We start from the raw sequence: 24,072 nt of genomic DNA on the forward strand, positions 1-24,072 counted from the left end.
TCCTTCCCGTGGGGAGAGCGGGGACAGTGGTGCGGGGGGGTGACGCGGGCTGCCGGGCGGGGGTCAGGCGGAGCCGAGGGCGGCGCGGCGCGCGTCCTGGAAGGCCCGGCCGGCGTCCCGGTCGGGGTAGGACCAGGGCGCGCGGGTGGCGTGCGGTCCTATGCGGGTGAGCAGGGCCGCCGCCTCGGCGAGCCGGCCTTCATGGAGCTTGGCGTGGGCGAGGTAGTTGAGGTCGACCTTGCGCCGGGGGTGGGCGCTGCCGGTGCAGGCGCCGGTGTGCTCGTCGTTCTCGTCTATGTCCCATTCGAGCCACCAGTCGAAGGCGGCCTTCATCACCTGGCGGGCGCGGCGGCTGGTCCAGTGGCCGGAGCGGGCGGGGTCGCCGGGTTCGAGGCCGGCGCGGGCGAGGACGCGGTAGCGCTCGGCGTGGGCGACGACGGGCAGGACGGCCAGGGGCGAGTCGGCGGGGGCCTGTTCGGCGGCCCAGGAGGCGAAGTCGTAGACCTCGTGCAGGGGGTCGTCGCGGTCGCCCTCCTGGTGCTCGGCGAGGCAGGCGGCCATGAGGTGGTGGGCGTGGTGGTGGTCCCGGTGCCGGGCGCGGACCTGGTCGAAGGCGCGCACGCGCTCGTCGTCGGTGCCGGTGCGGCGGGCGAGGATGAGGACGGCGAGCCAGGGGGACGGGTCCGTGGGGGCCATCCTGGCCGCCACCAGGCACGCGGCGCGGGCGGTCTCGGGGCTGTCCTTGCCGCCCACGGCGCGGAAGACGGTGGCGCAGGCGAGGAGGGCCGCGGCGTCCGGGCTGTCGGGCTCGGCGAGCTGCCATTCGCGGGCCCAGGCCAGGCTCGCGGGGCCTTCGGCGAGGACGACGAGGCGGTGGCCGCGGCGGTCCCAGTCGTCGCCGGTCTCGGCGAGCAGCCGGCGGGCCTCGGTCCAGCGGCCACGGGCCAGTGCGTCACGGACCGTGGCGAGTTCGCCGTCGTCGAGGGCGGGGTCGAAGGTCGCTCCGTCCTTGTTCCGGGAGCGGGCAGACCGGGCCGCTCTCCCCAGGGGTGGCGGGGGCGTCATCTGCGGGCTTCCTCCACGGCGTACGTCCCCTCCGGCCGCCTGGTCGGGGCGTCCGCATGCATCCACGTCAGTCACGCACAGCAAAGCGGTAGTCACTACTCCGAGTCAAGACCCGATCTTGGGGCTGACATGTCATCAACTCACCAGCAGTCAGTTCCGGTTACCGGGGTTCACTCCCCGGCGCCGCCGCACCGCCGCGCTCACCCCCACTCACTCGCACATCTAACCCGTGAACAACAGTTCGACGAACGGCGGGGCACTCCCCGGCGGTGTCGACCGTTGGAGGGGATGGCCGCCCGAAAGAGGGGTACTCGGGCGTCACACCGCCCACAAGGCGGCTATCGTTTTTCTGTCAAGTCCCCGACGACCGAATGGTCTTGAACCGAATGGTCTTGAGGTGCGCGACGTGATGGTCTTCGCCTTCGCCGTGAGCGCGGCCTGCTGCCTGGGCATCGGCTTCGTCCTCCAGCAGAACGCCGCGCAGCGGGCCCCGATGAGCGACTTCCTCTCCCTCCGGCTGCTGCTCGACCTCGTCCGGATGCCGCGCTGGCTGACCGGCATCGGGATGATGGTGTGCGGCATGGTCCTCGGCGCGATCGCGCTGAGCCAGGGCGAGGTCTCGCTGGTCGAGCCCCTCCTCGCGACGAACCTGCTGTTCGCGATGGCCCTCTCCCGCTGGCAGACCCGCCAGCCGCTGGGCCGCTCGGGGTGGGGCGGGCTGTGGCTGCTGGCCGGCGGCGTCGCCGCCTTCATCGTCGCGGGTCAGCCGCACGGCGGCGCCACCGTCACCGACCCGCTGCGGCACTGGCTGATCATCGGCATCATGATCGGCGGCGCGCTCGCGCTGGCGGCGGCCTCGAAACGGGCCCGGATGAGCATCGAGGCGCCGCTGCTGGCGGTGGCCGCCGGGATGCTCTACGGCGTGCAGGACGCCCTCACGCGCGTCAGCGGCAAACAGCTGTCCAAGGAGGGCCTGACGGCGTTCTTCCTGAGCTGGCAGCCGTACGCGGTGCTCGCGCTCGGCCTGACGGCGCTGCTGTTCGTGCAGAGCGCGTTCGAGACGGCCCCGCTGCGGATGTCCCTGCCCGCGCTGACCGCGGCGCAGCCGCTGGCCGGGATCGCCTGCGGGGTGGGGTTCCTCGGCGACCGGCTGGACACCTCGCCCGGGGCGCTGGCCTGGCAGGTGACCGGCCTGGTGGCCATCGTGATCGGCATCGTGCTGATCGGGCGGCATCCGGCGATGCCGTCGGGGACGGCGGAGGTGGACCGGGTGCGGGATCTCCAGCCGCACTGAGCGGTTGCGTTACGGCTCGCCCTCGCTGCTTTCATGGGCGCATGAGCGATCAGACACCGCGGTCTCAGACGCCGCAGCCCGCGGACGAGGTGCTGGACATCGTCGACGAGCAGGACCGGGTGGTGGGGCGGGCCCCGCGCGGGGAGGCGTACGCGCGGGGGCTGCGTCACCGCTGTGTGTTCGTCCTCGCCCGGGACGGCGAGGGGCGGATCTTCGTCCACCGGCGCACCGCCGGGAAGCTGGTCTTCCCCTCGCGCTACGACGTGTTCGTGGGCGGGGTCGTCGGGGCGGGCGAGTCCTACGACGAGGCGGCGCTGCGGGAGGCCGAGGAGGAGCTCGGCGTCTCGGGGCTGCCGGCGCCGACGCCGCTGTTCCGGTTCCTCTACGAGGGGGAGGGGGGATCGTGGTGGTCGGCGGTGTACGAGGTGCGGTGTGACCTGGCGGTCAGCCCGCAGGTCTCGGAGGTCGCCTGGCACGGGTTCCTCTCCGAGGGGGAGCTGGAGGCCCGGCTCGGCGAGTGGGACTGGGTCCCGGACGGCTTCGAGGCGTACCGGCGGCTGCGGCAGCGGTGAGCCCTGCCGGGCGGGGTGCCGTACGGTTCTGCCGCTGCGGCGGCGAGCGGCCGGTTGGCGGCGCCGGACCCGGCCACGGCGGGTACGGCACCGCCGGACGCCGCCGTGGGGCTTGATCGCCGTTGCGGCGGAAGAACGGTGCGCAGCCGGCACCGGGCTTCCGGGCCGCGCCCGGAACACCGCCGACCGCAGGTGCCCGCGGCGCGGGGTCAGTCGACCGTTACTACGATCTTGCCGCGGGTGTGGCCCTCCTCGCTGAGGCGGTGGGCGTCCGCCGTGCGTTCCAGGGGGAACGTCTTCGCCACCTCGACCGTGAGCTTGCCGTTCTCCGCCAGGTCGGCGAGGGCCGTGAGGTCGGAGCGGTCCGGGCGGACGAAGACGTAGCGGCCGCCGAGGCCGATGACGGCCGGGTCGGCGACGGAGGCGAGCCGGCCGCCGTGGGTGAGCAGTCCGGGCGAGACCGTGAGCGCGTCCCCGCCGACGAGGTCGAGCACGGAGTCGACGCCCTCCGGAGCCAGCGCCCGCACCCGCTCGGCGAGCCCGTCCCCGTACAGGACGGGCTCCGCGCCGAGGGAGCGCAGGTACTCGTGGTTGCGCTCGCCGGCCGTGCCGATGACGCGCGCCCCGAAGTGCCGGGCGACCTGGACGGCCATGCTGCCGACGCCGCCGGACGCGGCGTGGATCAGTACGGTCTCGCCCTCCCACAGCCGGAGCGCCTTGACCAGGGCCTGGTAGGCGGTGAGCCCGGCCAGCGGCAGCCCCGCGGCCTGCTCGAAGGTGAGGTTCTTCGGCTTGCGCGCGAGGGTCCGTACGGGCGCCGCGACGTATTCGGCGAAGGTGCCGCGGGAGAGGAAGTCCTCGCGGACGTAGCCGATGACCTCGTCGCCCTCGGCGAACTCGGTGGCGTCGGCGCCGGGCCGGACCACGACGCCCGCGACGTCCCAGCCGGGGATGACGGGGAAGACCGCGTCGAGGGCGGGGTCGAGGTAGCCGGCGCGGGCCTTCCAGTCGACGGGGTTGACCGCGGCGGCCTTGACCTTGACCAGGACGGAGTCGGGGCCGACCTTGGGGTTCGGCCGCTCGCCGTATTCGAGGACCTCGGACCCGCCGTAGGTCCGGTAGCTGATGGCCTTCATGGGTGGTGCTCCTCGCGGGGGGGTGTGGGGCGCGCGCGTCAGGCGCCGGCGGGTGCGGTCTCAGCGTCCGCCGCGGCGGCGTGGGCCGCCACTTCGGCGGGCCGGGCGTGGATCTTCCGCAGGCCGAGCCCGGCGACGAACGCGACCAGCAGGAACGCCGTGCCGGCGATGACAAAGGTGAGCGTGAACTGGCTCTCGGCGGGCAGCTTGGGCGCGCCCGGCGGCAGGTGCTCCAGGCTCTTGGAGGCCAGCACCGTGGTGATCATGGCGCTGCCGATGGCGCTGCCCGTGGAGCGGGAGATGGAGTTGATGCCGTTGGCGATGCCGGTCTGCCGGGGCGGGACGCTGGCGACGATCACGGCGGGCATGGCGGCGTAGCCGAAGCTGATGGCGGCGCCGACGAACATCCCGGCGGCGATCACGGAGACCGTGTGCTCGTGGTCGAGCGCGATCCACACGAAGCCGGCGGTGCCGATGAGGGAGGCGAGCAGCAGGACCAGGCGGGGGCCCTTGTGTCGGACGAGCTGGCCGCCGACGGGGGCGGCGAGCAGCGACACGATGGTGCTGGGCAGCAGGTACTCGACGGAGGCGCGCAGCACGCTGGCGGAGAACCCGTAGCCGGCGATCTTCTCCGGCATCTGGACGAGGTAGGACACGCCGATGAAGAGGGCGAAGGAGCCGAAGCCGACGAGGAGGCCGGCGATGTTGGCGAAGAGCACCGGGCGGTGGGCGAACATCTTCATGTCGACCAGCGGCTCGCGGACCTTGCGCTCGACCAGCGTCCAGACCGCGGCCATCACGACGGCGCCGGCGAAGCAGCCGATCGTACGGCCGGAGGACCAGCCCCACTCGTGGCCCTGGGTGATGGGCAGCAGGAGCAGGACGAGGGTGGCGGCCAGGGTCAGCGCGCCGAGGACGTCGGTGCGGCCGCCGGTGGTCTCGCGGGTGGCGGGGACCAGGAAGACGACGGCGAGGAGCGCGAGCGCGGCGAGGCCGGTGGCCAGCCAGAAGGCGCTGCGGTAGTCGGGGTTGTCACCGGAGGTGAGCAGGCCGGTGGCGACGAGGGCGAGGCCGCTGCCGAAGGCGAGGGTGCCGCTGACCATGGCCATGGCGCCGGGCAGCTTCGCGGGGCGGACCTCCTCGCGCAGCACGGAGAGCGCGAGCGGGAAGATCGCGGTGGCGGCGCCCTGGAGGACCCGGCCGACGATCAGCCACAGCAGGGAGTGGGTGACGGCGGCGAGGACGGAGCCGGCGACCATGACGATCAGCACGGCGACCAGGGTCTTCTTCTTGCCGTGCTGGTCGCCGAAGCGGCCCAGGAGCGGGGTGAAGACGGCGGCGGAGAGCAGGGTCGCGGTGGTGACCCAGCTGACGTTGGCGGAGCTGGTCTCCAGGTCGCTCTGGATGAGGCCGAGGATCGGGACGACCAGGGTCTGCATCATCGACACGACCATGGCCGCGAGGCTCAGGGCGAAGACGATGACCGTCTCGTTGCGCGGGGAGGCCGCTGAGGAGGCCTGGGAAGAGGCCGGTGAGGGGGTCACGGGGAAGTCCTTCGAGTCCTTCTTGTTACTTCACGACATTGATGCTTGAGATCGTCAAGCAACTCGGACCACGGTAGGCCGGGATACTTCAGGTAGTCAAGTTAATGTTTTATTACCTCAACCTCTTGAGTACACTCGAGGCATGACCGCCACCGCACCCCGGACCCCGACCAAGGCCCAGCTCCTGGAGCTCGTGGCGGCGCTCGGCACCGCCCAGTGGCAGGACTTCGCCGCCGCCGCTTCCCGGCACGGCCTCACGTCCGTCCAGGCCAAGCTCCTCGCCCAGCTCAAGGGCCCCGTCCCGATGCGCAAGCTCGCCACCCTGCTGGTGTGCGACGCCTCCAACGTCACGGGCATCGTGGACCGCCTGGAGGCCCGCGGCCTGGTGCGCCGCGAGCCCGACCCCGCCGACCGCCGCGTGAAGAACGTCGTCGCCACCGACGAGGGCCACGAGACCATCCGCCGCGTCCGCGCCGAGATGCAGGCCACCCACAGCGCGCTCGACGCCCTCGACGAGGAGGAGCGCACGACGCTGTACGGGCTCCTGGAGCGCCTGCGCCCCGGCATGGAGCACCGCGGCTGACAGCCGCGGAGCACCGCGGCCGGCACCCTCCGCACCGCCTCCCCTGCGCCCGTATTCTGACGGGCAGTCCGTTCCGCGCACCCCGCGCGGAGGCAAGGGGAGGTCTTCCATGTGCAGCACGAGCCCGGTCGCGCCCGTCGGGGCGGAGCAGACCGAGCCCTACACCGTCACCGTCGCCCCCGGCGTCACGGCCTTCGTCCAGCCCGACGGCGGCTGGTGCCTGAACAACGCGGGGATCGTGACCGGCGGCGGCCGGACGGCGCTGATCGACACCACGGCCACCGTCCGCCGGGCGCAGCTGCTGCGCGACGCCGTCACGGACGCGGGCGCGCCCCTGCCCTCCACAATCGTCAACACGCACCACCACGGCGACCACACCTACGGCAACTGCGTCTTCCCCGAGGCGACGGTCGTCGGCCACCACGAGTGCCGCCGCCAGACCCTCGACGCGGGCCTGCAACTGCACGGCATCTGGCCCGGGGTCGAGTACGGGGACGTGCGGATCACGCCCGCCGAGGTCACGTACGCCGACACCCTCGCGCTGCACGTGGGCGACACCGAGATCCGGCTGATCCACCCGGGCCCGGCGCACACCACCGGCGACACCATCGCCTGGCTGCCCGAGCAGCGCGTCGTCTTCACCGGCGACCTCGTCTTCAACGGCGGCACCCCCTTCCTCCTCATGGGCTCCCTCGCGGGCTCGCTGCACTCCCTGAAGGTCCTGCGCGAACTGGACGCCGAGACGGTCGTGCCCGGCCACGGCCCGGTCACCGACCCCGGCGCGTACGACGTCCTGGAGCGCTACTTCCACTGGCTGCAGGAGCTGGCCCGTACGGAACACGCCGCCGGCCGCACCCCCCTGGAGGCCGCCCGCGCGGCCGACCTCGGCGAGTTCGCGGCCCTCCACGAGAGCGAACGCCTGGTCGCCAACCTCCACCGCGCCTACGCCGAACTGGAGGGCCGCCCCCTGGGGGAGCCGCTCGACCTGCCGGCCGTCGTCGGCGACATGATGACGATGAACGGCGGCAAGCTGATGGTCTGCCACGCGTAGCCTTGCTGGGCGGGCGTTGTCAGACCCTGGGCGCACAATGCCGTGCATGGACGTGAGATCGGATTGGGCGCTGGAGAAGGCTCTTGGCAAAGCCCGCGCGGCAACGTCGAAGGCGGATGCGCAGGAGGCCATCGATGCCGTACAGGCTTATATGGACAGTGGGACAACGAGGAAGTACAGGGGCGGTCAACAACTGCTGACCCTCCTCGCTGATGCTCGCAGACGTTCGGCCGAGGTCGACGAATGGGAGACGGTACGCATACTCCAGGACTGCCTCTACTACGCGCAGGGCCAGCTCCTCAAGCCGGACTTCGAGGAGAAATACCGGTTGTTCCAGAAAGGCCCGCGCAACAGGCTGGATCGGGACTGGCTTACGACGACCATCCGGTCCAGCAACACTTTCTGGGCAGAAATCGCCCGGGAGTTCCTGAACGGGCGCCCGGAGGCAACCGCGCGAGAACTGCTTGCCCACGTCGAGAGCGTTGGCCTTGACGTGCCGTTCCTCGAAGCGCCTGCCGACCGCCCCACCCAGTACCGCATTCCCAAAGGGCGTGCCGAGCGCGCCCTTTGGATCCAGCGGGTTCTGCGCGACCGGGTCTACCTCGAGGACGACACGGAACGCCTCGGCGAAGATGCCGGGGAGGCTGCCCGCCGCATTGCGTCCTCGCCGGAAGCCCTCGCCGTGCTCGCCGCCGACAGAGACGGGCAGACACTTCTGTGGGCCGCCGAATGGCAACGCCGCTCTGCGGCCCTCGCCCGCCTGCGGAAGGTCGCCGAGGACCCCACCGCCTCCGAGCACGACCTGCAGCGGGCGCTGCGGGGCCAGTACTGGATCTTCGGCGGCCGCTTCATCGGGGAGGCGGAGCACCGTCGCCTCGTTCCAGGAAACGAGGTCGACATCCCGCTCATCCGCGGTGACGGTGCCCTACATGTCGTCGAGCTGAAGCAGGCTTCCCGCCTCAAGAACGGGCTCGTCAAACGGCATCGCAATGGCTGGGTGCCCTCCCATGAGGTCAACGACGCGGTGGGGCAAGTCGTCCACTATCTGATCGGGCTGGATGAGCACCGCGAGCGGATCCGGGAGGAGTTCGGTTACGAGACACGCCGGGCCACCGGTGTCGTCCTGATAGGGCATCCCCATGCCCATCCGGAGATTCCGGAAGAGGTGCTCAACGAAACGCTCCGGGTGCACAACACCCACCGGAACCGGGTCGAGGTACTGACGTACAAGGAGCTCGTCGACAACGCCGAGCGATCCCTCGGGCACGGGGCCACGTAGGCCCCTAGACGGCATACCGACCGGTCGGCATGATGGCCCGCGGATGTACCGGCCAACTCCCCTGACGAGGAGCGTGCGATGAGCAAAGGCAATCCCCCCGGACTCGATCCGGAACGGCTGCGGGCCTATCTGGAGCGGGAGCTTCCGGGGCTTGTGCAGGGGCCGCTGGTCGCCGAGTTGATCGAAGGGGGGCGGTCCAACCTCACGTACGCCGTCAGTGACGGCACGGGCCGGTGGGTGGTGCGGCGGCCGCCGCTCGGGCACGTGCTGGCCACCGCGCACGACATGCGGCGCGAGCACCGGGTGATCAGTGCGCTGCACCGGACGGCCGCGGTGCCGGTGCCCGGGGCGCTGCTGCTGTGCGAGGACGAGAGCGTGCTCGGAGCGCCCTTCTACGTGATGGAGTTCGTGGAGGGGACGCCGTACCGGACGGCGGCGCAGCTCACGGAGATCGGGCCGGACCGCGCCCGGAAGGTCGTGCTCGGGCTCGCCGACACGCTCGTACAGCTGCACGCCGTCGATCCGGAGGCGGCCGGGCTCGCGGACTTCGGGCGGCCCGGCGGCTTCCTGGAGCGGCAGTTGCGGCGCTGGGGCAAGCAGCTGGAGGCGTCCCGCAACCGCGAGCTGCCCGGCATCGACGCGCTGCGCTCCGGCCTGGCCGCGGCGCTGCCCGCCTCCCCCGCCGCCACGGTCGTGCACGGCGACTACCGGCTCGACAACGTCCTGATCGGCGCGGACGACACGGTCGCCGCCGTCCTCGACTGGGAGATGTCCACGCTCGGCGACCCGCTCACCGACCTCGGCCTGCTGGTGATGTACAGCGAGCAGGAGCCCGTCCCCGGCTCCCCCATCAGCACGACGCGCGACGCCCCGGGGCACCCCGGCCCCGCCGAGATCGTCGAGCGCTACGCCGCCGCGTCCGGCCGCGACGTCTCCGCCCTCCCCTGGTACACGGCGTTCGCCTACTTCAAGCTCGCCGTGATCCTGGAGGGCATCCACTACCGCTACACCCTCGGGCAGACCGTCGGCGCGGGCTTCGACCGCATCGGGCAGCTCGTCCCGCTCTTCATCGACAACGGACTCACCACCCTGCGGAAGGGCTGACCGGCCATGGACTTCGCATTCGACGCCCGCACCGAGGAACTGCGCGGGCGGCTGCTCGCGTTCATGGACGAGCACGTGTATCCGGCGGAGGCCGTCGCGGACGAGCAGCGGGCCTCGCTCGCGGACCCGTGGACCGCGCCGCCGGTCGTCGCCGAGCTCCAGGCGGAGGCGCGGCGGCAGGGGTTGTGGAACCTCTTCTTCACCAACGAGCACGGCCTTCCGGATGCGGAGTACGGGGCCGGGCTGACCAACCTCCAGTACGCCCCGCTCGCCGAGATCACCGGCCGCAGCCCGCAGCTGGCCCCCACCGCCCTCAACTGCGCCGCCCCCGACACCGGGAACATGGAGCTGCTCGCCCAGTTCGGCAGCGAGGAGCAGCGCAAGCGCTGGCTGGAGCCGCTGCTCGACGGCCGGATCCGGTCGGCCTTCGCGATGACCGAGCCCGGCGTCGCCTCCTCCGACGCGACGAACATCGGGACCCGCATCGAGCGCGACGGCGACGCGTACGTCATCACCGGCCGCAAGTGGTACATCTCCGGCGCCATGAACCCCGCTTGCGAGATCTTCGTCGTGATGGGGAAGACCGATCCGGACGGCGGCGACCCCCGGCGCCAGCAGTCGATGGTGCTGGTCCCGCGGGACACGCCCGGCCTGGAGGTCCGGCGCGCCATGCGGGTCTACGGCTACGAGGACCACTACCACGGCGGCCACGCCGAGATCGTCCTCGACCGCGTACGGGTGCCGGTGGCGAACCTCGTCGGCGAGGAGGGCGGCGGCTTCGCGATCGCCCAGGCGCGCCTCGGCCCCGGCCGCATCCACCACTGCATGCGGCTGATCGGGATGGCCGAGCGGGCGATCGAGCTGATGTGCCGGCGCGCCCTGGACCGTACGGCCTTCGGCAAGCCGCTGGCCGGGCAGGGCGTCGTGCAGCAGTGGATCGCCGACTCGCGGGTGGCGGTGGAGCAGTTGAGGCTGCTGGTGCTCAAGACCGCGTGGCTGATGGACACCGTGGGCAACCGCGGCGCGCACACCGAGATCCAGGCCATCAAGATCGCCACCCCGCGGACGGTCGTGGACATCCTCGACAAGGCCGTCCAGCTGCACGGGGCGGGCGGCGTGAGCCAGGACTTCCCGCTGGCGGAGCTGTGGGCCGCGGCGCGGACGCTGCGCCTGGCGGACGGGCCGGACGAGGTGCACCAGCGGTCGCTGGCGCGGCGGGAGTTGCGGCAGTACCGCTGAGCGCTCCGCTGGAAGCCGAGTACAGCATCTGCGGGCACGTCGTGGCTGGTCGCGCAGTTCCCCGCGCCCCTTCGAGCGCGCGGCCGAACCGCACAGGACTTCGCCAAGCCCGCTCAGCCTTCCGGCCGGCGGGCCGGGCGGTGCCCCCGGCCCCGGACAGGCTTGGTTCTTTGCGGACCGGGAAGCCATGTAAAGAGCCATCAGGCCAAGGTCAAAGGCCATTTAAGGGGGGCACCATGCGGCTTGGAGGTCTGCCGTTCGCCGCTGCCGCACTCACCGGCACCGTCGCGCTCTACATGGCGCTCGTCGCCTTCGGCAACATCACCGACTTCGGGACGAACCAGGAGTTCGTGCGGCATGTCCTGGCGATGGACACGACGTTCCGGGACGACGACCTGATGTGGCGGGCCGTCACGGACCGTACCCTCCAGGACATCGCCTACCTCGCGATCATCGTCTGGGAGACGCTGGCCGCGGTCGTGCTCGTGGCCGCGACGGTCCTGTGGGTGCGCGGCTTCACCGGCCGCGGCGCGGGCTTCCGGCGCGCGCGGCGGGTGAGCACGCTGGGGCTGGTGATGGTCCTGCTGCTGTTCGGCGCGGGCTTCATCGCGATCGGCGGCGAGTGGTTCGCCATGTGGCAGTCCCAGAAGTGGAACGGCTTGCAGGCCGCGGAGCGGAATTTCGTGCTGGCCGGGTTCGTGCTCGTGCTGATCCACCTGCCGTCTCCTGGGGGCACCTCCCAGCGGTAGCTGGGGGAGGCACTCGGAGAGCTGAGGCCCGGGGCCGCGGAGAGCTGACAGCCCGGCCCTCCGCTGAGGCCCGGGCGCGCGGAGAGCTAACGACCGAGCCCTCCGAGGGCCGGGCACGCGCGCCCGGAGCCTCCTCCTACACCCCCGCGTCCGAGAAGACCACGAGCGACCGCCCGCCCCGCCCCGCGAGCATCGCCTCGAACGCGTCCGCTATCCCGTCGAGGCCGATCCGCGCCGTCACCAGGGCGGACAGGTCGAAGCGGCCCGCGCGCACGTGCTCGGCGATCACGGGCAGGTCCTTCGCCGGGTCGCTGTTGCCGTAGACGCAGCCCGAGAGCGTGCGCCCGAAGTAGAAGAGCTCCAGCGCGGAGAACGTGACCTGCTGGTCCATGCCGCCGATGCCGACGACCGTCGTCCGGCCGCCCTTGCGCGTCGACGACCAGGCCGTACGGATCGCGTCCGCCCGCCCCGCGCACTCGATGGCGACGTCCGCGCCCCAGCCGCCGGTGAGCTTGCGGACCGCCTTGGCCGTGTCCGCGCCGGCGACGACGAAGTGGGTGGCGCCGGCGGCCCGGGCCAGCGCCTCCTTCTCCGGGGAGACGTCCACGGCCACGATGGTGCCCGCGCCGGCGATCCGCGCGGACTGCAAGGTGGCCAGCCCGACGCCGCCGACGCCGTAGACCGCGACGGACTCGCCCGCGCGCACCCGCGCGGAGTGGTGGACCGCGCCGTAGCCGGTGAGCACCGCGCAGCCCAGCAGGGCCGCTTCGACCGGCGGGATCCCCTCCGGCAGCGGAATGGCCGCATCCGCGCGGACGACGGTCTCCTCGGCGAACACGGCCGTGCCGAGGCCCGGGTAGAGCGCGCTGCCGTCGGCGGCGAGGCTCGCGTACGGAACGGCGGCGGCCGCGGCGGAGCCCGCGCACAGCCAGGGCTCGCCGAGCCCGCAGAAGTGGCAGCCGCCGCAGGAGGGCGCCCAGTTGAGGACGACCAGGTCGCCCGGCACCACGTGCGTGACCCCTTCGCCGACCGCGGTGACCCGGCCCGCGCCCTCGTGCCCGAGGACGGCGGGCACGGGCTGGCGCAGCGTGCCGTTGGACAGGGAGAGGTCGGAGTGGCACACCCCGGCGGCGGCGAGGCGGATCCGCACCTGCCCGGGGCCGGGCGCGGGCAGGACGATCTCCTCTATCCGGAGCGGAGCACCCACGGCGGGCAGTACGGCGGCGCGGACCATGCCATTCCTCTCGACGGTGCGACGGTGCGGCAGTACGGCGATGCGGTGCGCAGGCGGAGGGCGTCAGAACTGGAGCGACTTCGTCTGGAGGTACTCCCCCAGCCCGTGGACGCCCAGCTCGCGCCCGACGCCGGACTCCTTGTAGCCGCCGAAGGGCGCCAGGATGTTGAACCCGCCGCCGTTGATCTCCACCTGGCCGGCGTCCAGCCGGCGCGCGAAGGCGGCGGCCGTCTCCTGGTCGGCGGCCCAGACCGCGGCGGCGAGGCCGTAGACCGTGCCGTTGGCGATGCGGGCGGCCTCGTCCTCGTCCTCGTACTTGATGAAGGAGAGCACGGGGCCGAAGATCTCCTCCTGGGCGATGGTCATCTCCGGCGTGACGTCGGCGAAGACGGTCGGGGTGACGTAGTAGCCCTTGTCGCGGCCCTCGGGGGGCGTCGCGCCGCCGGCGACGAGGCGCGCGCCCTCCTCGACGCCCTTGTCGATGTAGGCGCACACGCGCGCGTGCTGCTTGGCGTTGACGAGCGGGCCGACCCGGACGCCGTCCTGCGCGGGGTCGCCGGGCGCGAAGTCCGCGAGCGCGGCGGCGGCGAGGGCGACGGCCTCCTCGTAGACGTCGGCGTGGACGAGCGTACGGGTGAGGGCGTTGCAGGACTGGCCGGTGTTGCGGCAGACGTCGGCGACGTTCGCGGCAATGGCCTTGGCGAGGTCGGCGCCGGGCAGGATGACGCTGGCGGACTTGCCGCCCAGCTCCAGGGCGACGCGCTTGACGGCCGCGCCGGCCAGCGCGCCGATCCGCTTGCCCACGGCCGTGGAGCCGGTGAAGGAGACGAGGTCGACGCCGGGGTGCTCGGCGAGCGCCTGGCCGGCCACCGACCCGAGCCCGGTGACGAGGTTGAAGACGCCCGCGGGAACCCCGGCCGCGTCCACGCACTCGGCGAAGAGCTGCGCGGTCAGCGGGGTGTCCTCGGCGGGCTTGAGGACGATCGTGCAGCCCGCGGCCAGCGCGGGCGCGACCTTGTTCACGACCTGGTGGAGCGGGTAGTTCCAGGGCGTGATGGCGGCGACGACGCCCACGGGCTCGTGGAGCACGGTCGAATTGCCGATCCGCTCCTCGAAGGGGTGGCTCGCGGCGAGCTCGGCGTACGAGCCGGCGACGGCGATCGGCAGCCCGGTCTGGACCCGCTGGGCGAAGCCCTTGGGCGAGCCGAGCTCGGCCGTGATCGTGGCGGCGATCTCGTCCTGGCGGGCGGCGAGCGCGTCGCGCAGGGCGGCGATGTACTCGCCGCGCCGCGCGGGCGGCGTGGCCGCCCAGCCGGGCAGGGCCGCGCGAGCCGCCCGGACGGCAGCGTCGACGTCCCGGGCGTCGCCGGCCGGGACGGTGCCGACGACCTGCTCGTCGGCCGGGTTCACGACCTCGATCGTGCCGGTGCCCTCGGCGGGGCGCCAGGCTCCGTCGATGTACATGCCGTCGTGCGCGCTCACGGGTCGTCTCCTCGCGAAAGCGGAACCGGAGGGGAAGCTCCGGATCCCGGATCGGGAAAGCTGCTGACTGGACAACTGCGGAAAGCCCCACGCTAGCGCCGCGCGCACCGGCCGTACCAGAGTGCGCCCCACGCGGCGGTGTGGCCGTCGTCTCAATGCCGGGAGCCACCGGTCACGTAAGGTCTAGTCGTGCCGCAGATTTCGTACACGCTCCAGGAACTGACCGTAGGCCAGCTGTCCGCGCGCAGCGGCGCGGCGGTCTCGGCGCTGCACTTCTACGAGACCAAGGGCCTGATCAGCAGCCGCCGCACCTCCGGCAACCAGCGGCGCTACGACCGTGACGCCCTGCGCCGCGTCGCCTTCATCCGGGCCGCGCAGCGGGTCGGCATCCCGCTGGCCACGATCCGGGAGGCGCTCTCGGAGCTGCCGGACGAGCGCACCCCGAACCACGAGGACTGGGCCCGGCTGTCCGAGACGTGGCGCGGCGAGCTGGAGCAGCGCATCAAGCAGCTGACCCGGCTGCGGGACCACCTGGACGACTGCATCGGCTGCGGCTGCCTGTCGCTGGACACCTGCGCGCTGTCCAACCCCGACGACCGCAACGGCCTGCGGGGCGCGGGCTCGCGCCTGCTGGTCGAGCGCTGACGAACGGCGCTCCCCGGCCCGCGGCGCGGCGGCACCCGCGCCCTCACCACACGCCGGGCCGCCGCCCCGCCCACGGCCGGGCCTCCTCCAGCTGGGCGGAGAGCGAGATGAGGCCGGCCTCGTCGCCGTAGCGGCCGCCGAGCATGATCCCGACGGGCAGGCCCTCGGGCGTCCAGTGCAGCGGCACGCTCACGGCGGGCCGGCCGGTCGCGTTGTAGAGCGGGCTGAACGGCGTGAAGGCGGCGAGGTCCTTGAACTCCTGCTCCGGGTCGTCGTCGTTGCGCAGCCCGCCGACGGGCAGCGGGAGCCGGGCGAGGGTGGGCGACAGGAGCACGTCGTAGCCGGTGCCGGGCGCTTGCAGGACGTCGTCGACGAGCTGGGCGGCCCCGTGCATCCGCCGGAGGGCGGCGGCGAACTCCGTACCGGTGACGCGGGCGCCGCGCTCGCGCAGGTGGCGGGTGAGGGGCAGCAGGAGCTGCTCGCCGCCCGGTGGCAGGGGCGGGAGCGTCGCGATCACCTCCCAGGCGGTGACGAAGCACTGGGCGAGGGACTCGTCGGCGGGGAGCGTCAGCTCCTCCACGTCGTGGCCGAGCTCCCGCAGCAGGTCCGCCGCCTCCTGCGCGGCGCGCCGGCACCCGGGGTGCACCTCCACTCCCGGAATGGGCGCCTCCGTGAGGTGGGCGACGCGCAGCCGGCCCGGGGCGCGCCGGGCGTGCTCCGCGAAGGTCTCGCCGGGCGGGAGCGCGGGCGCGGCGTACGGGTCGCCGGGCATCGGACCCGCGAGGACGTCGAGGAGCGCGGCGGCGTCCGCGACCGTACGGGCGAGGGGCCCGTGCGTCAGCAGGCCGGTCACGTCGTGCAGGAGCGGGCCGCCGCTCACCCGGCCGCGGCTGGGCTTGATGCCGAACAGGCCGCACGCGGACGCAGGAATGCGGATGGAGCCGCCCCCGTCGCTGCCGTGCGCGAGCGGCGCGAGGCCCGCGGCGACCGCGGCCGCCGCCCCGCCGCTCGACCCGCCGGCCGAGCGGCCGAGGTCCCAGGGGGTGCGGGCGGGCGGTGCGAGAGCGTTCTCGGTGTGCGAGGACAGGCCGAATTCGGGCGTGCTGGTCTTGCCCAGCAGGATCGTGCCGGCCTCCCGCAGCCGCACCACGACGTGGTCGTCCATCGTGGCAATGTTCCGGGCGTACGCGGCCGAGCCCATCGTGCAGCGCACGCCGGCGACCTGGCTGAGGTCCTTGACCGGCACGGGCACGCCGTGCAGCGGCGGCAGCGCGCGGCCCTCGCGCCGGGCGGCCGAGGCCGTGCTCTCGGCGTCGGCCGCCTGCTTGCGCGCCGTCTCGGGGGTGACGGTGATGAACGCCCCGACGGTGGCGTCCAGCCGTCCGATGCGCTCCAGGTAGTGCTCGGTCAGCTCGACGGGCGAGACCTCCCCCGCCCGCACCGCCGCCCCCTGCTCCAACGCGGTCAGATCGTGCAACTGCGCCATGCCGTCCGCCTCTTCTCGCACACCGGTGGGCCGTGCGCTGCATCCTCGCACCACCACCGGACGGCGGACACCCCCCTTTCCCGGCCTCCTGCGGGTCACTTCCCTGCCGCCGCGGCCTCGCTCACACCGCCGCGTAACGGTCCTCCAGCACCCGGCGGCGGGCCGACGCCAGCGCCCCCGCGGTGAGTACGGGCGCGGGCACGACGATGCCGCAGTCCGCGCAGACGGGGCCCTGCGCGGGGCAGCGGTCCAGGTCGGGGCGCCACTCCAGGCGGTCCTGCGAGCAGACGGGGCAGACGTTCCCGGGCTCGGCCTCCATGGCGGCGATCACCCGGCGCAGCACGTCGGAGAGCCGTTCGGCCGGGTAGACGTCGGGGCTCACGCAGGGCACGATGTCGCAGCCGCCCCAGGTGTTGCGGTGCCATGCGTCGACGGCGGCGGGCTGCCGGATGCCGTCGTGCTTCTCCCGCTTGCGGCGGTCGGCGAAGGACGCCTCGTAGGCGAGCCAGACCGCGCGGGCCTCCTCCAGCTCGGCCAGTGCGACGACCAGGCGGGCCGGGTCGGGGGCCCGGTCGGCCGGGGCGATCCCGGCCAGGTCGCACAGGTGGTGCCAGGTCGCCCGGTGCCCGTACGGGGCGAAGCGTTCGAGGCACTTGCGCAGGGAGGTCCGCCGCAAGGCGATGGTGTTCCGTGGATTGCGCACCTCTCGTGCGAGTGCTCTGAAACCTGCCACTGCATCCCACCTCCGACAGCGCGGACTCGGATCGACATGGAAGGGACGTAACTCATCGCCATTCGGATCCCTCGGCCGCGGTGTGCGGCCGACTCCGCTCTGCTACCCCGATGTCGCGCCGGGATGTGGGGACGGGTTCATCAGGCTCGGTTCATCCACCTGCTTCAGCCGGATCGGTCCGGTCGGACCGGTTCAATCGGCCCAGTTCAATCGGCCCGGCCGACTCGGCCCGGCCGGGCGGCCCGGTTCACTGCCCGGCCGGCAGGACCCGGCCGGCGTGAAGGATGACGCGGGCCAGTTCCTCGTGGCAGATGTCGCTGTGGGCGCCCGACGGGGGCCCGCCGCGGGCGACGACCGACGAGGCGTCCACGCTCACGCACCCCTCGGTGGGCAGGCCGCCGCGCAGCGCCTGGTCGAGGGAGATCCGGGCGCAGGGGTCCACGGCCCGGATGCCGTCGTGGCCGACGGCGCCCCACCGGCCGTCGTCGAGGCCGAGGATGCCGAGAACGCTGTCGTCCTCGCGGGACGTCATGGACGCCAGGGGATAGAGGGTGCCCAGCGCGGAGTCGTGGCGCGAGTGGCAGGCCACCAGCGGTCCGCGGATCCGCCGGTGCAGCCCGTCGAGCGCCCCGCCGCGGCCGGTGTCGAACGGCAGGCGGGACGAGAAGGCGTAGTGCGAGAAGGCGCCCTGGAGGAGGGTCACGCTGCTCAGGGCGGTGCCGCCGTCGGGCACGCCGCGCAGCGCGAAGGACACGAGGCGGGCGCCGAAGCTGTGCCCGGCCAGGTGGACGCGCAGCCCGGTGGCGGATTCGGCGAGCAGGGCGAGCGCGGGCCCGAGGCCCTTCTCGCCGACGACGCCCGCGCGCCGCTTCATCGTGTAGTACGACATCTGCCGGAGCACTTCGAGGGCGCCGCCCCACAGCCGCTTCAGGGCTCCGCCGAGGAAGGCGGGCGGCAGCGCGCCCATCCTGTCGAGGGCGGCGGCGAAGCTCTCGCACACCTGCCGGGTGTCGCCCGTGAGCAGGTACGAGGCGTCCCCCTCGTCGGGCCCTTCGGCGGCCTCCCCCGCCGCGCGGCCCTGCGGCTGCGCGGGACCGAGTCCGCGGACGAGGGAGACGAACTCCTCCAGGCGCGCGGGGTCGTCGGACTGCTCCGCGGCCAGCTCCGCGAGCCGGTCCATCACGGCCCGCTCGCACGGCAGGATCCTGACCAGGGCCTCGCGGGTGGCGGCGTCGAGGGCGGGCGGGGCGGGCGGCGCCTCGGGGGCCGCGGACGGGAAGTCGGGGACGGCCTCGCCGGGGAAGCGCATGGACGGCCAGATCACGCCCGCGTAGCCCATGCGGACGCCGGGCGCGCGGGCGACCAGGCCCGGGAAGGGCGCGTAGAAGCGTGAGTAGAGGCCTGTGGCCATCGGCCTGTCGTTGTTCCACCCGTGCGCGAACACCACCAGGTCGGTGAGGCCCTCGCTCACGGCGCCGTGTATCAGGGCGTCGCGCTCGCCCGCGTCGGGGTCCCCGTCGGCGTCGAAGGTGAGCTCCCAGTAAGGTTCCGCGCTCATGCCGGACATGGCATTCCCCCTCGGCAGCGGCCCGATGCGGGCGCATCGTCCCGCTGCCGGGGAGGACTGTCCAGGCTCCCGTCACGCTGTTCACGCTTCCGTGTCCTGGAACCGTGCGCACCGCGGATCAGGGCATCGTCAGGGGGTCAGGAGTTCGGCCGCCCGGATGCTGTGGACGTGGATGAGGAGGTCGTACGAGCGGCCGAGCGCGGTCATGTACTCCGGCTCCGGGTAGGCGGTGCCGATGTTGCGGGTCGGCCGGGCGCCGGCCAGCCAGTCCTTCGCGGCGCGGGGCGCGTTGCGCATGTCCAGCAGCCAGGCCGGGCGGTGGGCCACCTGGTCGAGGGTGTGCTCGTTGCTGCCGGGCGCGGCGGGGCCGACCGTGACGGGCTTCGTGCGCCCCTCGTCGTCGACGGTGTTGAAGGAGCCCTCCGAGAAGGTGAGCCGGACGTTGACGTACGCGCTGCCGAGCCGGTCGCGCAGGAACGCGCCCTGCATCTTGGGGTACTGCGCCGGGTTGTCGCTCACGTAGGAGACGTGGGCATTGTGCGCGGACAGGAGGATCTTCTGGCCGGTGTGCCGCTGCCACCAGACGGTGTTGTCGGCCATGACCCGGTCGCGGTAGCGCATGCAGTCGGCGACGGCCTTGGGGTCGTCGAGGTCGTAGGTGTACATCCCGGCGACCTGGGAGACGGCGCGCGCGTCCTGCACGGCGCTGTCGAAGGCGCGGCGGTCGAAGCCGCGGCGGTCGCCGCCGGGGTGCTGCCCGGCCAGCAGGTCGAGGGCCTGCCGGGCCCGGTCGGCGTTCGCGCGCCGCTCGGCGAGCGGCTGCTTCAGCAGCGCCTGCATGGTGTCCCTGACGCTCGTGCCGGGCTCGGGGCGCTGCCCGCGGTAGAGCTCGGCGAGGCGGGGCAGGAGCGCGGGGTGGTGCTCACGGGCGTAGCCGGTGACCCGGTCGAAGAGCTCCGGTCCCGCGTAGGCGGCGTCGTTGCCTATGAACTGCACCTTGCGCGCGTGGTGGGCGTTGTAGTCGCGCATCCAGGTGAACAGGTCGACGTACTCGCGGGTGTTCCACAGGCGGTACGCGTCCTGGAACTCCTCCTGCATGATCTTCCGCAGGTCGCCCTTGCCGTGCAGCACGTAGTCGTTGATCCGCAGGCCCGCGCTCCAGTTCGCCTCCAGGGCGAAGGCCGTGAAGCCCTTCTCCTCCACGAGGTAGCGGAAGATGCGGTGCTTGTTGGTGAAGAACTCGTGCGAGCTGTGCGTGGCCTCCCCGATGCCGACGACCTTGGCGTCACCGACCATGGCGCCGAGCGGGCGCAGGTCCGCGACGCTGCCGCCCGGCTCGGTGGTGCGCAGGGGGTGGGCGGCGGCGGCGAGGGCCGCCACGGGATCCGCGGGGCGGGCCCGCGCCTGCTGCACGAGGGCGGGCGTCCAGGAGAGGGCGCACAGGATCAGGGTGAGCAGCAGGGCGGCGGGAAGGCCGGTGCGCCGGCGCTGGGGGGTCATGCGGGCACTCCTCGGTGGCTGGACCGCTCGTCGGCGGACCGTGCGTCGGTGTGCGGTCCACGATTCCCGGCGCGCCGCCGCGGGACCATCCGAGGCGCCCCCGGGGCGGGGTGGGGACAACCCCCGGGCGGTCGCAGCGGTCAGCCGTAGCGCAAGTACGTGCGGTCAGCCGTAGAGCAGGTGCTCCTCGCGCAGGGCCCGGAACTCCTCCAGCCCGGGCTGCCAGGCCGCCACGATGTCGTCCACGGGCGCGCCCGCATCGGTCATCGTGCGGACGGAAGCTGTCCCTGCGAGCCGGTCGATCCACCGGTCCGGGCGCCACGCGAAGCCGGGCCACAGCTGCTTGGCCGTCACGAGCAGCGCGATGCCCGCCCGTACGGGTTCGAAGGCCCGGGGGTCGTGCACGTGCAGTTGTACGCCGCCGATGGTGCGGCCCTGGAACTTGGAGAACGCGGGCACCGCGTACGCCTCACGGAAGCGCACGCCGGGCAGGTCCAGCGCGTTCAGGGCGGCTGCCCAGCGGTGGTCGATGCCCTCGGCGCCCACGAGCTCGAACGGGCGGGTCGTGCCGCGCCCTTCGGAGAGGGTGGTGCCCTCCAGCAGGCAGGTGCCCGCGTAGGCGAGCGCGGTGTCCGGCGTGGGGATGTTGGGGCTGGGCGGGACCCACGGCAGCCCGGTGTCCGCGAAGAGGTCGCCGCGCCGCCAGCCGCTCATGGGCACGGTGTCCAGCCGCGCGGGCCGCCCGGCCGCCGCCGGCACGTACGCCGCGTTGAACAGCAGGGCCAGCTCGGCCGCGGTCATGCCGTGCGCCTGCGCGACCAGCTCGCGGCCCACGCCGGACGCGAACGGGCGCTCCAGGACCGGGCCGTGCGCGCCCCGGCCCGTAATGGGATTGGGCCGGTCCAGGACGACGGTCCGCAGGTCCGCGAGCGCCGTGGCGATCAGGCAGTCGTAGAGCGTCCACACGTACGTGTAGAAGCGCGCGCCCACGTCCTGGATGTCGAACACGACGGTGTCCACGCCCGCCCGGACGAACAGGTCCGCGAGCTCCCGGCCGCGCTTGCCGTGGATGTCGTGGACCGGCAGGCCGGTCGCCGGGTCCGTACCCGTCGGCTCCGAGCCGCCGGCCTGTGCCGTGCCGCGGAAGCCGTGTTCGGGGCCGAAGACCGCGCGGAGGTCCACGCGGCGGTCGGCGTGCAGGACGTCCACGACGTGGCGGAGATCGGTGGTGACGCCCGTGGGGTTGGTGACGACGCCGATCCGGTCCCCGTCGAGGAGGGCGTAGCCGCTCTCCGCCAGCCGGTCGAAGCCGGTGCGGACGCGCGGGGCGGACGCGGCCCGCGCGTCCGGTGCGGCGACCGGGCCGGCGAGGGCGCCCGCGGCCGCCGTTCCCAGCACCTGGCGGCGCGTCACATGCCGTGCGTACGGGGGGCGTCCCCCGGAAGAGTGCCGCATGGTCATGCACGCTAACGCTCCGGCGGCCCGGTGGGCAGAATGCCGGAGGGCGCGCCTCCGGACCGCGTTCCCGGCCTCTTCCCCCGGCACATACCGACTGGTTAGTCTGCGCGGTGCAGCCGAGCCGAGGGAGACCGAGCGTGGGCATCGTGCGGGACGCGGGAGTCGTCGTCACCGGGGCGGGAGGCGGCATCGGCGCCGCGCTCGCCCGCCGGTTCGCGGCCGAGGGGGCGCGGGTCGCGGTCAACGACCTCGACGCCGCCAAGGCCGAGGCGGTCGCGGCGGAGATCGGCGCGACGGCCGTGCCCGGCGACGCCTCCGACGTCGTGGCGGCCGCGCGCGAGGCGCTCGGAGGCCGGGTCGACATCTACTGCGCCAACGCCGGGGTCGCTCCCACCGGCGGCCCCGAGGCCGAGGAGGACCTCTGGGACGCGGCCTGGGACGTCAATGTGATGGCCCATGTGCGCGCGGCGCGCAAGCTGCTGCCCGAGTGGCTCGACCGCGGGAGCGGCCGGTTCGTGTCCACGGTCTCCGCGGCCGGGCTGCTGACGATGCTCGGCTCGGCCCCGTACAGCGTCTCCAAGCACGCGGCCCTGGCCTTCGCCGAGTGGCTCTCGCTCACCTACCGCCACTGCGGCATCGAGGTCCACGCGATCTGCCCGCAGGGGGTGCGGACGGACATGCTGCGCGGCACGGGTCCGGCCGGTGACCTGATCCTCGTGCCCACGGCGATCGAGCCCGCGCAGGTGGCGGACGCGCTCTTCGACGGGATGGCCGCGGGCCGCTTCCTGATCCTGCCGCACCCGGAGGTCGCGGACTACTACGCGGCCCGCGCGACCGACCCCGACCGCTGGCTGCGCGGCATGAACCACCTCCAGCGCAAGCTGGAAGAGGACCTGTGAGGGTGGACAGCCCGCAGACGAGCCCGAAGCCCGCGCCGGACGGCGACTCCGTGCCGCAGCGGCTGCTGGCCGCCGCCACCCGGCTCTTCGCCGACCGGGGCTACGACCGCACGTCCGTGCAGGAGATCGTGGAGGCCGCGGGCGTCACGAAGGGCGCCCTCTACCACTACTTCGGGTCGAAGGACGACCTGCTGCACGAGGTCTACGGGCGGGTGCTGCGGCTCCAGCAGGAGCGGCTGGACGCCCTCGCGGGCTCGCGGGCGCCCGTCGAGGAGCGGCTGCGCGAGGCCGCCGCCGACGTCGTGGTCACCACCATCGAGAACCTGGACGACACGACGATCTTCTGCCGCTCCATGCACCACCTGGGGCCCGAGAAGCTCGCGCAGGTCCGGGCGGAGCGGCGCCGCTACCACGAGCGCTTCCGGGCCCTGGTCGAGGAGGGCCAGCGCGCGGGCGTGTTCACCACGGCCACCCCCGCCGACCTGGTGGTCGACTACCACTTCGGCTCGGTGCACCACCTGGGCGCGTGGTACCGCGCGGAGGGCAGGCTGAGCGCGCAGGAGGTGGCCGGGCACCTGGCCGATCTGCTGATGCGGGCGCTGCGGCCGTAAGCCCGGAGCCGGTGACCGCAAGCCCGGGGCCGGTGGCCGGAAAGCCGTGGCCGGGGCCGGCCGGGGCTCCTCCCCGGCTCCCTAAGCGCCCGCTCACCCCGGGGTATGGTGTTCGTTCCGCGGGCGCAGGGCCCGGGGCGGACCGGGAGAGCGGGGCGTGGGATGGGTGCGGAGGGGCAGCAGGGCGGGCAGTGGGCCGACGTCACGCCCGACGCCGCGCGGCGGCTGGTGACCGCCGCCGTCGAGGCCTTCGCCGAGCGCGGCTACCACGCCACCACCACCCGCGACATCGCGGGCCGCGCCGGCATGAGCCCCGCCGCGCTCTACATCCACTACAAGACGAAGGAAGAGCTGCTCTACCGCATCAGCATCGTCGGCCACCGGCTCGCCCTGGACATCCTGCGCCGGGCGCGGGACTCCGCCGGCAGCGCCGCCGAGCGGCTCTGCGAGGCCGTGCGGTCCTTCGTCCGCTGGCACGCCGAGCACCACACGACGGCGCGCGTCGTGCAGTACGAGCTGGGGGCGCTCGCCGAGGAGCACTACGCGGAGATCGTCGCCCTGCGCCGGGACACCGACGCCGCCGTCCGCGCCATCGTCGAGGACGGCGTGGCGGCGGGCGAGTTCGACACCCCGGACGTCCCGGGGACCACGCTGGCCGTGCTGTCGCTGTGCATCGACGTGGCCCGCTGGTTCAAGGCGGAGGGCAAGCGCACGCCGGACGAGGTGGGCGAGCTGTACGCGGACCTGGCGCTGCGCATGGTGGGGTACGCGAAGACGTAGCGCGTCCGGCCCGAGCCCCTCACACACCGGCCTCTGATCCACTCACACGCCGGCCCCTGAT

Annotated in this window: 22 protein-coding genes; 12 read left to right on the forward strand and 10 right to left on the reverse strand. The window is 73.4% G+C overall.

Annotated features, from left to right (window positions below):
• Nucleotides 1-63: 63 nt before the first annotated feature.
• Nucleotides 64-1,065 (reverse strand): hypothetical protein, encoded by a 1,002-nt coding sequence (locus D7231_RS25230; RefSeq protein WP_120757826.1) that lies wholly within the window; start codon nt 1,063-1,065, stop codon nt 64-66.
• Between the two features lie 409 nt (nt 1,066-1,474).
• Here D7231_RS25230 and D7231_RS25235 point away from each other — a divergent pair, with 409 nt between their 5' ends.
• Both D7231_RS25235 and D7231_RS25240 read left to right on the forward strand, forming a co-directional pair.
• On the forward strand, nt 1,475-2,359 hold the full coding sequence (locus tag D7231_RS25235) for a DMT family transporter (protein ID WP_120757926.1): 885 nt from the start codon (nt 1,475-1,477) through the stop codon (nt 2,357-2,359).
• 41 nt (nt 2,360-2,400) lie between these two features.
• Entirely contained in the window at nt 2,401-2,931 is a 531-nt protein-coding gene (locus D7231_RS25240) for an NUDIX domain-containing protein (RefSeq protein WP_120757827.1), read from the forward strand.
• Nucleotides 2,932-3,140: 209 nt separating this feature from the next.
• Here D7231_RS25240 and D7231_RS25245 read toward each other — a convergent pair whose 3' ends face one another.
• Together D7231_RS25245 and D7231_RS25250 are read right to left on the reverse strand one after the other, a co-directional pair.
• Nucleotides 3,141-4,067: an NADP-dependent oxidoreductase gene (locus D7231_RS25245; protein ID WP_120757828.1), complete on the reverse strand. Its 927-nt coding sequence runs from the start codon at nt 4,065-4,067 to the stop codon at nt 3,141-3,143.
• Nucleotides 4,068-4,105: 38 nt separating this feature from the next.
• A complete protein-coding gene (locus D7231_RS25250; RefSeq protein ID WP_241999912.1) occupies nt 4,106-5,611 on the reverse strand; it encodes an MFS transporter in 1,506 nt (501 codons plus the stop codon).
• A 142-nt stretch (nt 5,612-5,753) separates the two neighbouring features.
• On the opposite strand from D7231_RS25250, the gene D7231_RS25255 reads away from it, so the two are divergent.
• From D7231_RS25255 to D7231_RS25280, 6 genes are all read left to right on the forward strand, one after another.
• Complete coding sequence (locus D7231_RS25255) at nt 5,754-6,194, forward strand: MarR family winged helix-turn-helix transcriptional regulator (RefSeq protein ID WP_120757830.1); 441 nt, start codon at nt 5,754-5,756, stop codon at nt 6,192-6,194.
• Nucleotides 6,195-6,303: 109 nt separating this feature from the next.
• Nucleotides 6,304-7,245 carry an MBL fold metallo-hydrolase gene (locus D7231_RS25260; RefSeq protein ID WP_120757831.1) on the forward strand — a complete coding sequence of 314 codons (942 nt, stop codon included), beginning with the start codon at nt 6,304-6,306 and terminating at the stop codon, nt 7,243-7,245.
• Between the two features lie 46 nt (nt 7,246-7,291).
• Entirely contained in the window at nt 7,292-8,524 is a 1,233-nt protein-coding gene (locus D7231_RS25265) for a Shedu anti-phage system protein SduA domain-containing protein (RefSeq protein WP_199739453.1), read from the forward strand.
• A gap of 78 nt (nt 8,525-8,602) precedes the next feature.
• Nucleotides 8,603-9,628 carry a phosphotransferase family protein gene (locus D7231_RS25270; protein ID WP_120757833.1) on the forward strand — a complete coding sequence of 342 codons (1,026 nt, stop codon included), beginning with the start codon at nt 8,603-8,605 and terminating at the stop codon, nt 9,626-9,628.
• A 6-nt stretch (nt 9,629-9,634) separates the two neighbouring features.
• Nucleotides 9,635-10,867, forward strand: a complete 1,233-nt coding sequence (locus D7231_RS25275) for an acyl-CoA dehydrogenase family protein (RefSeq protein ID WP_120757834.1) — start codon at nt 9,635-9,637, stop codon at nt 10,865-10,867.
• 236 nt (nt 10,868-11,103) lie between these two features.
• Complete coding sequence (locus D7231_RS25280; RefSeq protein ID WP_120757835.1) at nt 11,104-11,616, forward strand: DUF2165 domain-containing protein; 513 nt, start codon at nt 11,104-11,106, stop codon at nt 11,614-11,616.
• Between the two features lie 136 nt (nt 11,617-11,752).
• On the opposite strand, the gene D7231_RS25285 is transcribed toward D7231_RS25280, so the two are convergent.
• Together D7231_RS25285 and D7231_RS25290 are read right to left on the reverse strand one after the other, a co-directional pair.
• The gene (locus tag D7231_RS25285; RefSeq protein ID WP_120757836.1) at nt 11,753-12,850 is read right to left on the reverse strand and encodes a Zn-dependent alcohol dehydrogenase; all 1,098 of its coding nucleotides are present in this window, start codon (nt 12,848-12,850) and stop codon (nt 11,753-11,755) included.
• Nucleotides 12,851-12,913: 63 nt separating this feature from the next.
• Entirely contained in the window at nt 12,914-14,332 is a 1,419-nt protein-coding gene (locus tag D7231_RS25290) for an aldehyde dehydrogenase family protein (protein ID WP_120757837.1), read from the reverse strand.
• 189 nt (nt 14,333-14,521) lie between these two features.
• Here D7231_RS25290 and soxR point away from each other — a divergent pair, with 189 nt between their 5' ends.
• Nucleotides 14,522-14,977, forward strand: a complete 456-nt coding sequence (gene soxR, locus D7231_RS25295) for a redox-sensitive transcriptional activator SoxR (protein WP_120757838.1) — start codon at nt 14,522-14,524, stop codon at nt 14,975-14,977.
• Nucleotides 14,978-15,020: 43 nt separating this feature from the next.
• On the opposite strand, the gene D7231_RS25300 is transcribed toward soxR, so the two are convergent.
• From D7231_RS25300 to D7231_RS25320, 5 genes are all read right to left on the reverse strand, one after another.
• The gene (locus D7231_RS25300; RefSeq protein ID WP_120757839.1) at nt 15,021-16,463 is read right to left on the reverse strand and encodes an amidase; all 1,443 of its coding nucleotides are present in this window, start codon (nt 16,461-16,463) and stop codon (nt 15,021-15,023) included.
• A gap of 121 nt (nt 16,464-16,584) precedes the next feature.
• A complete protein-coding gene (locus tag D7231_RS25305) occupies nt 16,585-17,196 on the reverse strand; it encodes a hypothetical protein (RefSeq protein ID WP_120757840.1) in 612 nt (203 codons plus the stop codon).
• Between the two features lie 247 nt (nt 17,197-17,443).
• The gene (locus D7231_RS25310) at nt 17,444-18,754 is read right to left on the reverse strand and encodes a serine-threonine protein kinase (protein WP_120757927.1); all 1,311 of its coding nucleotides are present in this window, start codon (nt 18,752-18,754) and stop codon (nt 17,444-17,446) included.
• A 138-nt stretch (nt 18,755-18,892) separates the two neighbouring features.
• On the reverse strand, nt 18,893-20,263 hold the full coding sequence (locus D7231_RS25315) for an erythromycin esterase family protein (protein WP_120757841.1): 1,371 nt from the start codon (nt 20,261-20,263) through the stop codon (nt 18,893-18,895).
• Between the two features lie 165 nt (nt 20,264-20,428).
• Nucleotides 20,429-21,718, reverse strand: coding sequence for an exo-beta-N-acetylmuramidase NamZ family protein (locus D7231_RS25320; RefSeq protein WP_120757928.1), 1,290 nt, complete (start codon nt 21,716-21,718; stop codon nt 20,429-20,431).
• 140 nt (nt 21,719-21,858) lie between these two features.
• On the opposite strand from D7231_RS25320, the gene D7231_RS25325 reads away from it, so the two are divergent.
• The 3 genes from D7231_RS25325 (at nt 21,859) to D7231_RS25335 (ending at nt 24,011) form a co-directional block, all read left to right on the forward strand.
• A complete protein-coding gene (locus tag D7231_RS25325) occupies nt 21,859-22,620 on the forward strand; it encodes an SDR family oxidoreductase (protein ID WP_120757842.1) in 762 nt (253 codons plus the stop codon).
• Between the two features lie 2 nt (nt 22,621-22,622).
• Nucleotides 22,623-23,231: a TetR/AcrR family transcriptional regulator gene (locus tag D7231_RS25330; RefSeq protein ID WP_199739454.1), complete on the forward strand. Its 609-nt coding sequence runs from the start codon at nt 22,623-22,625 to the stop codon at nt 23,229-23,231.
• 162 nt (nt 23,232-23,393) lie between these two features.
• Nucleotides 23,394-24,011, forward strand: a complete 618-nt coding sequence (locus tag D7231_RS25335; RefSeq protein ID WP_120757844.1) for a TetR/AcrR family transcriptional regulator — start codon at nt 23,394-23,396, stop codon at nt 24,009-24,011.
• The last annotated feature ends 61 nt before the right edge of the window (nt 24,012-24,072 follow it).

Source organism: Streptomyces klenkii, from assembly GCF_003626645.1.
In the GTDB taxonomy this organism is placed as follows: Bacteria; Actinomycetota; Actinomycetes; order Streptomycetales; family Streptomycetaceae; genus Streptomyces; species Streptomyces klenkii.